This window comes from Lyngbya sp. CCAP 1446/10 (genome assembly GCF_026130175.1).
Classification (GTDB): Bacteria; Cyanobacteriota; Cyanobacteriia; order Cyanobacteriales; family Microcoleaceae; genus Microcoleus.
Window position 1 is genome coordinate 119,406 of the sequence record NZ_JAIGNI010000004.1, and the last position, 13,972, is coordinate 133,377.

Here is a 13,972-nt window from a genome sequence, read left to right on the forward strand (position 1 = left end):
GAACTTCCCACCCAGGCGGAATCATACCAATTTGACTGCTAACGTTACCGAGCAGTTTTTTCATCGGGATTGTAAATAAGCATAACTAAAGCCTTTTTCCCGATCGGCATTACATCCGTTACATCCGTTTCACAATCCGCTGCCCAACTTTCTTCTTCCTTTTACTTACTTGCTTTTTTAGTGTTCCCAGACACCAGCCTGGGAACCCATCTTAAATGACGCAGAATTGAGATTGCAACCAACAAGTTAAAAAGACCCAAAAACTTACTTTTTCGTGTCTCTTTCCCTGTTATTTGGAGACACTCGCGAGAATCTTTTCCATCTCAGAAATCTCGACAGCACCGGAGAAAGTTTTGCCATTCATAATAAAGAATGGAGTGCCTTCGATACCCAATTGTTGAGCCAGTTGCACGTCTTTCTGAATGGCTGCTTCGGCGGCGGGGCTGTTGCGATCGCTGTTGAATTTATCTAATTTGAGATTGAGCTTTTGGGCGATCGATCCGTATAGTGGCTCGCCTAACTCTTTCTGCCCCTCAAACAAAGCACTGTAATATTCCCAGAATTTGCCCTGCTGCCCAGCAGCCCAAGCTGCTTTAGCTGCTGGCAGCGCTTGAGGGTGAATAGAAGTCAAGGGAAAATGCTTGTAGGCTAAAGTAACTTTGTCCTGGTGTTTTGCCATAAACTGCTTGACATTATCGTAAGCGCGGGCGCAAAACGGACATTGAAAGTCAGAGAATTCTAAAAGTACAATCTGCTGCGAAGCTGAGCCGGTGGTGGGAGAATCCCCGATCGCAGATTTGGGATTTGTTTTCATCTCCTGCAAAAATGACTCCTGCGCTGCTTTGAGAGACTGCTGCTGCTGTTGCTGGTACCCTTGTACCGAATCTAAAATTGCTTGGGGGTTTTCGCGGATAATCTGCAAAACTTGCTCTTTCAACTTGGGATCGACTGAATTGCCAGCCGCTGACTGGGCGGGGGAACAACCGATAAATACCAGGCAACTCGCAAGCAGTGCAGCCAAGCAGAAGGCTTGTTGGCTGCGGAGTTTTCGCCAAATAGTAGAGATGTTCATCTTTTTTCCTGGTTTACGGCAACACTTAATCCTACATTTAATTTTGCGGAGTGTCAGGTACGCCTGATCTGATATAAAAGATCAAAGGACGATCGCCCGGGCGATCGTCCTTTTATTTGCTGCACGTATTTGCTGCACGTATTATCAGCCTTTAGGCTTTTCTGAATCCGAGATTATTTACGATTGCTGAGCCATTTAGCAGCAACTATTCCCAAAATACCTGCAACTACTGGATTCCCCAAAAACTTCATCAAACTCGGCTCTTGGGCGAGCACATCTCGGAAAATATCCGGGTGATTGTGATAGGTAAACGAGGCCAGCTTAGTAACATCATCAGCAGTCATGCGACTGGCGTGGTGGGTAGAAAGTGCTAGCTGCTTTTCCAATTGGCGATCGTTCAATCCTCTCTTGTCCAACTGCTTGAGGAACTCCCGCGCCACGTCGTCGAGTTCCTTTGGCTTAATTTGGGCGATCGCCTTTTGCAATTCCGGTTCCAACTGCGCCGGCGGTAGCGAGTCATGATTCAGAGAACTCCCGAATAATTTTTTGCGCTGATCCGGCGAAGTTCTCTGAGCAAAATCGTCAAAATTATCGTACTCTTCACCGGTTGTCTCCGGCATCACTTCTTTATTTCCCTGAGCCAAATCCTTCATGATTTGACTCTTATAATTATCGCTGCTACTCATGGTATTTCTTTCCTAATCTGCACAAATTTTCTGTTTCAAATCTCGATGATTTCGCCAGCCCTAAATTCCAAAATGCTATTAAAGCTACGCGATCATTTAAACTTTCTTACCAAATCAAGAATTGTATTCAATCTGATTTGATTGCTGGTCGTACTTAGCAGTCAAAATCAGTTTTTTATCAGGAGCGTACATCAAAACACTTACATCCTGGTTGGGGAAATTGCGGTGAAAACCTTGAGCTAAAGACTTCGCCAAATCTTTCACTTCATTAGGGCGGACTTGCGGAGTAATTACAACTCCCAACTTATTATTGTCACGCACGTAAGCATCTTGAACTAAGCCTTGAGCAGTCTTTGTTACCCATTGACCAAAGTCTTGACCTGCCGCAGTATTGCCGCGTTCTAGTTGCGCGTAATAACCCTGACTGCCGCCAATTGCTACAGGTACATTAGTCGGTTGTTGGGCGGAAACGCTGGGGGCGCAAGCAGTCGTAACGGCCAGCATTAAAGCCAACATTAGACCCGCAATAATTTTTCCGCTCTGCTGCAATAAACTCACCTTTTTTCCTCCGGTATGACAACATTTTCAATAATTGAGAGGGTCAGCTTTCTCGACCCTCTCAATTAGTATTAGAATTAGTCTAATTTCTTTTTGATTTCATCTTTCACATCTTCGACTGCGTGACGAGCTTGTGCTTCTGTTTGCTTCGCTTTGCCTTCAGCTTTGTCCTTGGGGTCGCCAGTAACATTGCCTAGGGCTTCTTGAGCCGCGCCTTCGATGTTTTTTGCAGTTGCCTTTGCTTTATCTTCAATGCTCATTTGTTTGTCCTTATCTGTATCTAGTTTTACACTTTCTACTTATTATCATAGGGAACAAGTAGTTCGGTTGCACTCTACCTGTAGGAATAAAGTTTGATGTATTCGGAGTGTACAGAATCTAACAGAAGTCAGGAATAGGGAATAGGAAATCAGGAATAGGAAATCAGGAAAAATTATTCTTGAATCGAGGATAGACTAGGACTTTCCTGCTGACCGTTTTTTGACCTAAATTACTAGCTGCAACGAACGAAGTGTAGTATCGCACAAAAAGTTCGGCGTAAAGCCATTGGTGCACCCAGAACAGTATTTTTTTAAACCCAAAAAAATTTAAAATTTAAAATTTAAAATTTATATTGAATGCGGCCGACTTCCATCGAACTTCAAAAAGCGGGTGTGGGCAAGACCGTCTCTTACCCACACCCTCTAAAAATTGGCATTCGTTTTAATCTGGCGTATGGTGACATTCTGTATCTATTTTTTGCTGCAGTTCTGCTTTTAACTGTTCGACAGCGCGCATAGTTTCAGCCTTTTGTTGTTTCTCCTCGCCTAGGGATTTTTCAGTTTCCTCGCCGAGCAATGTTTCTCTGGATTTTGGTAGCGTGACTTGTAGGTCGCTGACCCTGGTGGTTGCGTTTGGTTCAATATTCATTAGTTTTCACCCAACTCTTTGCAAAATTTATTTTTAAGAAGGCTACTTAAGAGTTAGCCTTAGATATATGCTAAGCGCGATCGCAAAGACTTTCCTCTGCCTGAAGGGAGATTAGGGCTGGGGAATAGTTTTTAGTTTTTATTTCTTAATTTAATAGTCAGACAAATCAGGCAAACCTGAATCGGCCGGAAGAGAGATATAGCTTTTCGATCTCTCATATCAGGTACGCGAACGGCATAGGGCATAGGGCATGAGGCTCTCCTCACTTTTTTGAGAACCGCTATATAGCAGTTACAGTTCTCATATGAGGTATCGCCCAATCTCCAAATCCAAAAATTGAAAATCTCAAATATTCACCTTTTTGAGAAAGGCTATAGGGGAAGGAGAATAGTGCTTGAGTGCGCGAGATTGCTTTGTGACTCGCGCGCGGGGAGTGTGGGGAGTGCGGGGAGTGTGGGGAGTGCGGGGAGTGCGGGGAGTGTGGGGGAGGGATAGAATTTTTGGGGTATCGCGCATTTATGGACTTTTGTCGTTTGTTTGATGAGGCGGTTTCGACATCGGTACAAGATTAAGAGAGAAATAGGCGACAGATTGGTGCAGACTGAGGTCAAGGCGATCGAGTTTGACGGTTAAAATCAACAGGGTGGGGGAATTCCCAAGTTTTGTGGCGATCGCCCGAACAAATCTGCTAAACCAGAGTTAGCATCAAGGCTGACTTCCTGCAGGATCGAACTAAAATTTATGTTATTAGTAAAAAATATCTAAAACCCTATGGGAGCAAGCAGCAGTAACCCTCTCGAAGCAGCAGGCCTAATTCGTGAGCCGATAAAAATAGGCGTGTTGCATTCGCTGACGGGCACGATGTCCATCAGCGAAATTTCTGTTAAAGACGCGACGCTGTTGGCCGTTGAGGAAATTAACGCTGCTGGAGGAGTGCTCGGACGCCCCTTGGCAGCGGTGATAGAGGATGGAGCCAGCGATTTGCAGACTTTTGCTCAAAAAGCTAAGCAATTGCTCTTAGAATCGCAGGTGGCGGTGGTATTTGGCTGTTGGACTTCGGCGAGTCGCAAGGCTGTACTGCCGGTTTTTGAGCAGGGCAACGGGTTGCTGTTTTATCCGGTGCAGTATGAAGGGCTAGAACAGTGTCCGAATATTTTTTATACTGGTGCGGCCCCGAATCAGCAGATTGTGCCTGGGGTGAACTATTTGCTGGCTCAGGGGAAGCGGAAAATTTTTCTGTTGGGTTCGGATTATATCTTTCCCCGCACGGCAAATCTGATTGTGAAAGCTCAACTGGCAGCACTCGGAGGAGAGTTGGCTGGGGAAATGTATCTGTCGCTGGGTTCTAGGGATGTGGATGAGGCGATCGCACATATTTTAGCAGTGAAACCGGATGCGATTCTCAATACTCTTAACGGCGACAGCAATGTGGCTTTTTTCCAAAAGTTGCGAGAAGCTGGCTTGAAACCGGAAAATTTGCCGGTGATGTCGGCGAGCATAGCAGAAGAGGAAGTGCGGGCGATCGGGCCGTCCAATATTGCTGGACATTTGGTGGTTTGGAACTATTTTCAAACGGTGGATACAGCGGAAAATCAGAAATTTGTCAAGGCTTATAAAGCGAGATACGGGGAAAATCGTGTCACGGATGACCCGATCGAAGCGGCTTATTTGGGCGTTTATTTGTGGAAGCAAGCAGTAGAAAAAGCTGGTTCGACAGATGTGGTTAAAGTTAGGGCGGCTGCTAAAAATATGGAGTTTGCAGCTCCATCGGGCATGGTGAAAATAGATGCCCAAACGCAGCATATCTGGAAAACAGTGCGGATTGGTAAGGTGCGATCGGACGGTCAAATTGAGGAGATTTGGAATTCGGGCGCACCGGTGCCGCCAGATCCTTTTCTTAAAGGCTATCCTTGGGCGGCGGCATTTACTCCGAGGCAGATCTCGGTGGGAACTCGGGCTTCTTTGATCGGGCTGTTTATGATCTTGGTACTGATCACTTGGATGGCGGTGGGAGTTGGGTGGATCGGTGCTGTTCAGATGAAAAACTATTTGCTGGCAATAGAAGCTGCCTCGGCGGCGGCGGGAGTTCCTGACGAATTAATGGGGGTGCTGGTGCAGCAAACTCTGTTTGTGGCGAGCGGCACTCAGCACTGGCTGATGGGGGCTTTGGTTTTGAGTTCGATCGCGGGAATAGTGGCTTTTGTGTCGGTGTCGTCGCTGATTCGGAATATCGGCTTGCTGCGACAAGCTGCGGAATTGATGGCGAGCGGGGATTTGACGGCTCGATCGCCTATTGTGTCTAATGATGCGATCGGGGTGCTATCTTCTACTCTCAATACAATGGCTCAGCAAATTAGCAGTTTGCTCAATGGTTTGGAGGTGCGGCAACGACAGCTAGAGGAGCGATCGATCGAATTGGAAGTCGCTAAGAACGCTGCGGAAGCTGCTAACCGGGCGAAAAGCACTTTTTTGGCAAATATGACTCATGAGTTGCGGACGCCCCTAAATGCGATTATTGGCTACAGTGAGCTGCTGCAAGAAGAGGCTGTGGAACTCGGCGAGGAAGAGTTTGTGATGGATTTGGCAAGCATTAATATGGCAGGCAAGCAATTGCTGAACATTATTAGTGACATCTTGGATATTTCTAAAATTGAAGCAGGAAAGATGACTCTTTTCTTGGAGAGTTTTGATGTGTTGAAGTTGGTGGAGCAGGTTGTGACTACAGTTCAACCGCTGGTAGGGAAAAATGGCAACACTTTGACTATCAATTGCGATCGCAATATTGGCACGATATACGCTGATTCGGCGAAGCTGCGGCAAGCGTTGTTGAATTTGGCGAGCAATGCTGCTAAGTTTACCGATCGAGGCAAAATTACAATTAATGTTTGGAAGGAAGAATGGGAAGTTTGGCCGGTGGACAATTCCGAGGAACTCTCGGAAATTGGCTATGAGTTTGACAAATATTCGATCGTGTTTCAAGTCACTGATACGGGCATCGGCATGACTGAGGATCAGGTGTCGAGGCTGTTTGGAGCTTTTGCGCAAGCGGACGATTCCACTACCCGCAGGTACGGCGGCACGGGTTTGGGGCTGACAATTAGCCGGAAGTTTTGCCAGATGATGGGCGGGGATATTACGGTTGATAGCGAGTTTGATTGCGGTTCTACTTTTACGATTCGCTTGCCGACTGCGGTTAAAAGCGAGCAAGAAGTGGAGGGCGATCGAGCATCGGAAGAAACAGGGCTGCAAGAAGTGCGATCGCAACCGCTGGAACTTCCCGATGCTGCAACTGTGCTAGTAATTGACGACGATCCAGACTCGCGGGATTTAATCACTCGCTGCTTGTCGAAACAAGGATTTTGGGTACTCTCGTCAGCTAGCGGTGAAGCAGGGCTTCAGTTAGCCAAGGAGTCGCTACCGGATGCGATTACTTTGGACGTGATGATGCCGAGTATGGACGGCTGGGCGGTGCTGTCGGCGTTGAAAGCCGATCCGGATTTAGCTAATATTCCAGTGATTATGTTGACTTTTTTGGACGACCCAAATCATGGTTTGGAATTAGGAGCGGCGGAGTATTTAAGGAAGCCTGTAGATTACAAGCACTTTGCTGATTTACTGAGCAAATATCAACGTCCGCGAAATTAGCGATCGGTCATATCATGCCCGATGGATTACCATAATAAAAACGGTTCGTAGTGCGGACTTCAGTCCGCTCCCGGATTGCGGACTTTAATCCGCACTACGAACCTGACTTATCGAAGTTAATCGATCGGACACGATAGGAAAACGAGAAATTTAAGATATGACTGATAGAACTGCATTGCTTAAAAGGATTACTCAAACACTTGGTAAATGTGGCGGTCGCCCCTGTATTCGCGACATGAGAATTCGTGTTAGCGACATTTTAGAACCTCTAGCAGACAATGTAACAGCTAGCGAGATTCTATCTGATTTTCCTGATTTGGAACCAGAAGACATTCAAGCCTGTCTGCTTTTTGCATCTCTCAGCATAGATTTCCCCAGGATCGCAGTATGATTTTCTGGTTGAATGCTCAATTGCCTCCAAGTTTGGCGAAATGGTTAACCGAAACATTCGGTGTCAACGCTGTTACATTGCAAGAGCTTGGGTTGCAGGATGCTCAAGATATTGAGATATTTAATAGGTTAAATTAATAGGTTAAATCAATTACTTTAGACGGTTCAATTGCTGAATCGCGAGGGCCAGTAAATTTGCTACGATTGTTTCATTAGTCATTAGCTAACAGTGAAAAACTAATCACCAATTACTAATGACCAATGACTACTGACCAATGACCAATGACCAATGACCAATGACCAATGACCAATGACCAATGACCAATGACCAACGACTAATAACTAATGACCAATGACCAATTAATCTAAAAATCCCATTAAGGTCGAGCTGTCGTCAATTTCGTTTGAGGCAATGGGGCGCTCTCCTCCCATTGTGGAGTAAACTTCATCAATGTGCAGAGTGCTGGCGGCAATGGGTCGCGCACCGGACATATTGAACATTTCGCTGACTTGCATGGCGCTGGAGCCGATCGGTCTTCTGCCGAGTGTAGCAACCACTTCCAAGTCGCTGGCTTCGATCGGGCGATTGCCTATAGTGCCGTAGGTTTCGCTGATGTGCAGGGTGCTAACGCCGATCGGGCGATTCCCCGATATCGAGACTGTCTCGCTGATGGTAAAATCATCTGGGCCGACGGGGCGGTTATCATGCATGAGTTGCGGGCGATAAAGTTGGATGCCCGCTGATTGGCCTTCGCTGGTGGCTGGTAGGGCCTTGGTAGTGCCTTTGTTGCGGGCGCTCGCTTTGACTTTATCTTTGGGTGTGAGAGCCATAATTTTTTTCCTTGCTAATTGCTGGGGGTTGATTGCTGGGTTCGGACAACTGCTTTTCTGGGCTTTCTGCTTTCTATTGCGGCCGATGATTAAAATAGTATTACAAAGTCTAACTATTTTCTGAACGAAATTGCAGAATCCCTATATTTTTGTTAAGATTTATCGGTAATAGCTACATTTTCCTATGGTAACTGCGGCAGCATCTTTTCAATTGCAAGCGCCCTTCCAGCCCACGGGCGACCAACCGCTAGCGATCGAGCAACTCGTCAAAAGCATTTCTGCGGGCGATCGATTTCAAACCTTACTCGGTGCCACAGGTACGGGCAAAACCTTCACCATTGCCTCGGTGATCGAAAAAATCGGTAGACCAACCTTAGTCTTAGCACACAACAAAACCCTGGCAGCTCAACTGTGCAACGAACTGCGAAATTTTTTCCCCAACAATGCAGTCGAATACTTTGTCAGTTATTACGACTACTACCAACCTGAAGCATACATCGCCGTCAGTGATACTTTCATTGAAAAAACCGCAGCAATTAACGACGAGATCGATATGCTGCGACACTCCGCCACGCGATCGCTCTTTGAACGCCGCGACGTAATTGTTGTAGCATCAATTAGCTGCATCTACGGTTTGGGAATGCCCGCAGAATACCTGAAAGCTGCTATTCCTTTGCAAGTAGGAATGGAAGTCAATCAGCGGCAAGTTTTGCGAGATTTAGTCAACGTCCAATATAGCCGCAACGACACAGAATCAGGCAGAGGCAAATTTCGCGTCAAAGGCGACGTTCTAGAAATCGGACCCGCCTACGAAGATAGAATTATTCGTGTCGAATTCTTCGGCGACCAAATCGATGCCATTCGCTACGTTGACCCCGTAACTGGTAAAATTCTGGCAAGTACAACCGCTTTAAATATTTATCCAGCGCGCCACTTTGTGACGGCAGATGATAAATTAGAGGCAGCTTGTCAAGGAATAGAACTCGAATTAGAAGAACGACTGGTAGAATTTGAGAAAGAAGGAAAACTATTAGAAGCTCAGCGATTAGAACAGCGCACCCGCTACGATTTGGAAATGCTGCGCGAGGTCGGCTATTGCAACGGAGTCGAGAATCATTCGCGGCATTTAGCAGGTAGAAATGCTGGGGAACCGCCAGAATGTTTGATTGATTATTTCCCGAAAGATTGGATGTTGGTGATAGATGAATCCCACGTCACAGTGCCGCAAATTCGGGGAATGTATAACGGCGATCAAGCGCGGAAAAAAGTATTGATTGACCACGGTTTTCGGTTGCCCAGCGCTGCCGATAACCGCCCGTTGAAAGCGGAGGAATTCTGGGAAAAAGCTAATCAGTGTATTTTTGTTTCTGCGACTCCTGGTGATTGGGAAATGGAAATATCGGAAGGCAGGGTTGCTGAGCAAGTAATTCGCCCTACTGGCGTAGTCGATCCGACAATTTTTGTGCGTCCGACGGAGGGACAAATTGATGATTTGTTGGGGGAAATTAAGGAGAGAGTAAGTCGGAATGAGCGTGTTTTGGTGACGACTTTGACGAAGCGGATGGCGGAAGATTTAACGGAATATTTGCAGGAAAGGGCGATTAAAGTTCGGTATTTGCACTCGGAAATTCAGTCGATTCAACGGATAGAAATTATCCAAGATTTGCAGGATGGTAAGTTTGATGTATTAATCGGCGTTAACTTGCTGCGGGAGGGTTTGGATTTGCCGGAGGTGTCGCTGGTGGTGATTTTGGATGCGGATAAGGAGGGGTTTTTGCGATCGGAACGTTCTTTGATTCAAACGATTGGGCGGGCGGCGCGCCATGTGCAGGGACAGGCTATTTTGTACGCGGATAATTTGACGAAAAGTATGATTAAGGCGATCGATGAAACGGATCGCCGCCGGGGGATTCAGGTAGCCTACAATAAGATGCACGGGATTACGCCGCAACCGATCGCGAAAAAGCGATCGAGTAATGCGATTCTGGCGTTTCTGGATGTGTCGCGTAAGCTAAATTCTCAGCAGTTGGATGAGGTTTACGAACAGGTGAATGAGTTATCTTTAGATGAGATTCCTCAGTTAATCGGGCGGTTGGAGGCGCAGATGAAGGCGGCGGCGAAGAAGTTGGAGTTTGAGGAGGCTGGTAAGTTGCGCGATCGAATTAAGCATCTGCGCGATAAGCTGTTGGGACATTAAGGAAGAGTGGGAGGATATGATGTTCGATCGCATTACCTTCGATCAAAAAATTATGGGAGGGAGAGCTTGCATTCGAGGAATGCGAATCACTGTTTCTTTGGTAGTGAGTTTAGTAGCAAATGGGATGAGTGTAGGAGAAATCTTGGCAGCTTATCCCTATTTGGAAGCTGAGGATATTAAAGCTAGTCTCCAGTATGCAGCATTTTTGACCTGGATTTTGGCGAGCTTTTGGCTATCAGTTCTGAATCTCTTCCAAGTGTGATTATTTTAAGACTGCAAAACACTATTCCAGCGTTTGTTCGTGCTAGATTGCTTGCTGTTTTGTCAGAGTGCGGTGAAGATTTGGAAACAGGTGCGATTGTGACAGTGGAAGATAATCGTTATCGAGTGCGGCGACTGCCTATTTAGGTAGAAAAGAGTAGAATCGGCGGTTGAAACCGCGTCTATACAAGCAAAACCCGCGGCTCGACTGAGCTTCGCCGAACGTCCTCCGTGGGTTGAAGAATGGGCAGGGAGATTATGCGATCGCATTAAGCATCTGCGCGATAAACTGTTAGGACTTGCGTAGAAATAAAATCCCAGCCCTGCAATTGTATTGTCGAAGGAGTAGCCAAAGGATTGGTATAGTATTAAGCTGCAAGCCCCTAAGCTATTTCCTGATTTTCTTGCCAGTTTTCCAATATCTAGGGGCTGTTTGAGGCCCCTTTGCACCCCCTTTGCACCCGCCGTGCGATCGCAATTAGCCTGGTTCAATGCCCGTCACGCTTTTGGGCAAGCCGGCCCGAAAAATCAACTCGGCAGTCAACCTCAGCTCTGGAAAAGCCAGCGACTCAACAGTGTCATCGCCCCGAAACTGCTTGCTCTGGTACTCCCCGTCTACTAACTGGCAAACCGAAAGGGTGGGTTGTTTGGGATTGCCGATAAACTTGCGACCGCCCAAACCGAGATAGTCCACAATCCAGTATTCGGGAATGCCTATTTCTTCGTAGTCAGCGAACTTGAAATGGTAATCATCTCGCCAATTGGTGCTAACGACCTCTACAGCCAATCGCACCGAACTGCCCATCGTAATGATGGACTCCCTTTTCCAGCGCGGTTCGGACTGGCGTAGAGCGGGCAACTCCAGAACAATTACATCTGGCTGATAACCTGCTTCGTTGCGGACGGGTTTGAGTAGGTACTCTTTCGGCACGATGCAGGGTAATTGTTGCTGCCGAACCTCTAAAAACACTTCGCCAGAAATAAACCCGGCTACGGCCGAGTGGTCGCCTGTTCCTAAAGGCATTTCGACAATTACTCCATTGTGTAGCTCGTAGCGGCGGACAGAGTTCTCTGGATACCAGGCCGCGAATTCGTCAAACGTAACTGTTTGGGGGATTGCTTGGGTTTGGATCATGATGTTCTGATTCATTTACGCGCTCACATTTCTGTACATAGCTGTGCAATGCTGGAGATGTAACGATAGCAATCCCGTCATTACTGACAGAACAGGTCGAATCCGACAAAGCACGTAACAAAATATTACGTGCGCCGTTCAAATCTCGTCCAATTACCGTTTGGCAATTCGGACATTTGAACACTTTAGAGCCACCAAGCTTGCGATGAATATGACCGCATTTTCCACAAGTTTTGGACGTATAGGCTTCAGATACATCAACAACAATCGAACCATTTCTGTCGGCTTGGTGTTTGATGAATTGCTTGAAACGATAATGCGCCCATGTCAGCATTTGACGTGCTGACTTTTTATTGATTTTCCGTTTAGCACGTCTCACCATTTGAGACGTTTCAAATGTTGGTAGGAAAATAACTTGGTAATTTGTGGTCAGAAAGTGTGCAGCTTTTTTATGAAGTTCATTAACAAGATTTTGAATCTTGCTTCTGATTCTTTCCGCAGCCTTTCTTATCGCTCTTCGTTGCTTGGAAGATACTCTAGTCATCTTTCCCATTAACTTGTCAAGATATTGACACAGGCGGGTGATTCTTCCGATATCTCCACTACCAATCTCAATTACTTTTTCCGAGTCGTAGCCCGTGAGGAATGTCCGAATACCAGGGTCTAAAGCAATTGCCGAGTTAGCTTTTGATGGTTTTGAGTCATATTCTTCGGGAAAAATAGCGAACCAATTACTACGATGCAAAACAAGCTGAGTCCCATATTTGCAAGACATTGGAACAGGCTCGGATGCGGTGAATTTTAGTCCTTTAACTTTTGACTTAAACCACATCCCGCCCCTGAAGTTGGCATCATTGAATTTAACTGTAGAGCGAAGATTGCGAATGCTTCGATACTTGGCATCATGGCTAGCAGCATACGCTCTGTGAGCGTCGAAAATAGCATTTTGCCTGATATGACATGGTGTATCTTTTACCCACTTTGGTAAATCTGATTGCATGATTTTGTTACGCAATTTGAGCTTACCTAGACGGTCTTGCTTTTGTTGAGAAATTGCCTGGTTGTAGCAATATCGTGTTGCTGCCATCCACGTTTTCCAAATCTTGCCCAGTGCTGGCTCTGGGTAAATCTGAATCTTCCTTGATTTTAGTTTTATACTTTCGGAGTCCGTAGAGTCTACAGGAAAAGACGTGAATAATGGCAAGGATGTCTTCAACCATTTCTCGCTCTGGAGAAAGATTGTCTTGGTTGAGAACCACGATTTTTGTTCCATCGAGCTGACAGAGCCATTCAATGAGTTCAAAACCAAATCTGGCAAGTCGGTCTTTGTGGGCAACAATAACAGAGCCGACATTGCCTGTACGGACGGCTTCCAAAATGGATCTAAGTCCTTGCCTTTTGAAATTAAGCCCGGAGGCAATGTCGGTAATGAGTTCGGCTGATGGATAGAGTTCAAGTAGTTTTGCAACTTGTCGGTCAAGGTCAGATTTTTGTCCTCGACTAGAGACTCTGGCATACAAAATTGTTCTAAGGTTGGTTTTGTTTTGTCCGGCATAAGAATTAATTGAGTATCGTCGTTGACCAGCGGGTGTGCGGATGGTTTTGATAATGCCATCCTTCTCCCACCGTCTGAGCGTATGCAAGCAAACTCCAAAATGTTCGGCTGCTTGTCTTGGGGTTGAGTAGGTATCCAATTTATGAATAATGCTTACTGCTTTCACAACTTAGCAAATAATTCAGATATTTTCAGTAAAATTCAATAAATCAACCTACAGGACTATGCTCCTTTGCTAGACATCCGCTAGACATTAACTAACTTCCTTGCTTTCCTTGCCCCGCTTAGCTTTGGTGGCTCATGGGGCTTTGGTTTCTGTGGGTACGCTGACTTGATCCGACGCTCGCTCCTTCCTCTCTATCAAGGCTTTCTTGACCAAGACAAGAACCAGTTGAGGAATAGAACGAAATTCAGAATCAGCCCATTTTTTCAACTCCTTGTACTCGTCAAAGTCAAAGCTGATGGTAGTTCTCGGTCGCTTGGTAGCCATATCGCGCAGTTGTCTATACATATCAACATTATCCGCGACTGTCTACCCAGGCTTCAATTTACCATCAGGTACATCACTTGTCAACTGTGATGTACCTGTATATTACTATAGCACCTATAGACGAATCGATTCCAAATCGATTTCAAATTGATTCCCCTAACCAGGCTAAAATATGGAACTCGAAAACCCGACTGTGATTGACGTAGAGGCTGAAGAAATCGATTACCACGAACAAGAATCGAT

The 13,972-nt window shown here is 46.1% G+C and carries 17 protein-coding genes; 6 read left to right on the forward strand and 11 right to left on the reverse strand.

Annotation, left to right across the window (positions count from 1 at the left end; all coding sequences use genetic code 11):
- Positions 1–289: 289 nt before the first annotated feature.
- The 6 genes from K4039_RS03215 to K4039_RS03240 form a co-directional block, all read right to left on the reverse strand.
- Positions 290–1,072 carry a DsbA family protein gene (locus tag K4039_RS03215; protein ID WP_265233681.1) on the reverse strand — a complete coding sequence of 261 codons (783 nt, stop codon included), beginning with the start codon at positions 1,070–1,072 and terminating at the stop codon, positions 290–292.
- 173 nt (positions 1,073–1,245) lie between these two features.
- Entirely contained in the window at positions 1,246–1,758 is a 513-nt protein-coding gene (locus tag K4039_RS03220; protein WP_265233682.1) for a hypothetical protein, read from the reverse strand.
- 114 nt (positions 1,759–1,872) lie between these two features.
- A complete protein-coding gene (locus K4039_RS03225) occupies positions 1,873–2,316 on the reverse strand; it encodes a hypothetical protein (protein ID WP_265233683.1) in 444 nt (147 codons plus the stop codon).
- Between the two features lie 77 nt (positions 2,317–2,393).
- Complete coding sequence (locus tag K4039_RS03230) at positions 2,394–2,576, reverse strand: CsbD family protein (RefSeq protein ID WP_265233684.1); 183 nt, start codon at positions 2,574–2,576, stop codon at positions 2,394–2,396.
- Between the two features lie 442 nt (positions 2,577–3,018).
- Positions 3,019–3,225 carry a hypothetical protein gene (locus tag K4039_RS03235; protein ID WP_265233685.1) on the reverse strand — a complete coding sequence of 69 codons (207 nt, stop codon included), beginning with the start codon at positions 3,223–3,225 and terminating at the stop codon, positions 3,019–3,021.
- 345 nt (positions 3,226–3,570) lie between these two features.
- On the reverse strand, positions 3,571–3,741 hold the full coding sequence (locus K4039_RS03240; protein WP_265233686.1) for a hypothetical protein: 171 nt from the start codon (positions 3,739–3,741) through the stop codon (positions 3,571–3,573).
- A gap of 255 nt (positions 3,742–3,996) precedes the next feature.
- Here K4039_RS03240 and urtA point away from each other — a divergent pair, with 255 nt between their 5' ends.
- From urtA to K4039_RS03255, 3 genes are all read left to right on the forward strand, one after another.
- The gene (gene urtA, locus K4039_RS03245; protein ID WP_265233687.1) at positions 3,997–6,870 is read left to right on the forward strand and encodes an urea ABC transporter substrate-binding protein; all 2,874 of its coding nucleotides are present in this window, start codon (positions 3,997–3,999) and stop codon (positions 6,868–6,870) included.
- A gap of 157 nt (positions 6,871–7,027) precedes the next feature.
- The gene (locus K4039_RS03250; RefSeq protein ID WP_265233688.1) at positions 7,028–7,261 is read left to right on the forward strand and encodes a DUF433 domain-containing protein; all 234 of its coding nucleotides are present in this window, start codon (positions 7,028–7,030) and stop codon (positions 7,259–7,261) included.
- On the forward strand, positions 7,258–7,398 hold the full coding sequence (locus K4039_RS03255) for a DUF5615 family PIN-like protein (RefSeq protein ID WP_265233689.1): 141 nt from the start codon (positions 7,258–7,260) through the stop codon (positions 7,396–7,398). Before K4039_RS03250 ends, K4039_RS03255 begins: the two co-directional genes overlap by 4 nt.
- Positions 7,399–7,620: 222 nt before the next feature.
- Here the strand turns inward: K4039_RS03255 and K4039_RS03260 are convergent, their stop codons facing one another.
- The gene (locus tag K4039_RS03260; protein WP_265233690.1) at positions 7,621–8,091 is read right to left on the reverse strand and encodes a hypothetical protein; all 471 of its coding nucleotides are present in this window, start codon (positions 8,089–8,091) and stop codon (positions 7,621–7,623) included.
- Between the two features lie 184 nt (positions 8,092–8,275).
- Here K4039_RS03260 and uvrB point away from each other — a divergent pair, with 184 nt between their 5' ends.
- The 3 genes from uvrB to K4039_RS29875 are packed head-to-tail and all read left to right on the forward strand — an operon-like array spanning position 8,276 to position 10,696.
- The gene (gene uvrB / locus K4039_RS03265; protein WP_265233691.1) at positions 8,276–10,288 is read left to right on the forward strand and encodes an excinuclease ABC subunit UvrB; all 2,013 of its coding nucleotides are present in this window, start codon (positions 8,276–8,278) and stop codon (positions 10,286–10,288) included.
- A gap of 16 nt (positions 10,289–10,304) precedes the next feature.
- Positions 10,305–10,550 carry a DUF433 domain-containing protein gene (locus tag K4039_RS03270; protein ID WP_375339777.1) on the forward strand — a complete coding sequence of 82 codons (246 nt, stop codon included), beginning with the start codon at positions 10,305–10,307 and terminating at the stop codon, positions 10,548–10,550.
- On the forward strand, positions 10,547–10,696 hold the full coding sequence (locus K4039_RS29875) for a hypothetical protein (RefSeq protein ID WP_375339778.1): 150 nt from the start codon (positions 10,547–10,549) through the stop codon (positions 10,694–10,696). Before K4039_RS03270 ends, K4039_RS29875 begins: the two co-directional genes overlap by 4 nt.
- Before the next feature lie 331 nt (positions 10,697–11,027).
- Here the strand turns inward: K4039_RS29875 and K4039_RS03275 are convergent, their stop codons facing one another.
- The 4 genes from K4039_RS03275 to K4039_RS03290 all read right to left on the reverse strand — a co-directional run bounded on the left by K4039_RS03275 (position 11,028) and on the right by K4039_RS03290 (position 13,750).
- A complete protein-coding gene (locus K4039_RS03275; protein WP_265233692.1) occupies positions 11,028–11,684 on the reverse strand; it encodes a Uma2 family endonuclease in 657 nt (218 codons plus the stop codon).
- Complete coding sequence (locus tag K4039_RS03280; protein ID WP_265233693.1) at positions 11,644–12,771, reverse strand: transposase; 1,128 nt, start codon at positions 12,769–12,771, stop codon at positions 11,644–11,646. The genes K4039_RS03275 and K4039_RS03280 overlap by 41 nt, the downstream gene beginning before the upstream one ends.
- Positions 12,707–13,378 carry an IS607 family transposase gene (locus K4039_RS03285; RefSeq protein ID WP_321161513.1) on the reverse strand — a complete coding sequence of 224 codons (672 nt, stop codon included), beginning with the start codon at positions 13,376–13,378 and terminating at the stop codon, positions 12,707–12,709. Before K4039_RS03285 ends, K4039_RS03280 begins: the two co-directional genes overlap by 65 nt.
- 159 nt (positions 13,379–13,537) lie before the next feature.
- The gene (locus K4039_RS03290; RefSeq protein ID WP_265233694.1) at positions 13,538–13,750 is read right to left on the reverse strand and encodes a hypothetical protein; all 213 of its coding nucleotides are present in this window, start codon (positions 13,748–13,750) and stop codon (positions 13,538–13,540) included.
- Between the last annotated feature and the right edge of the window lie 222 nt (positions 13,751–13,972).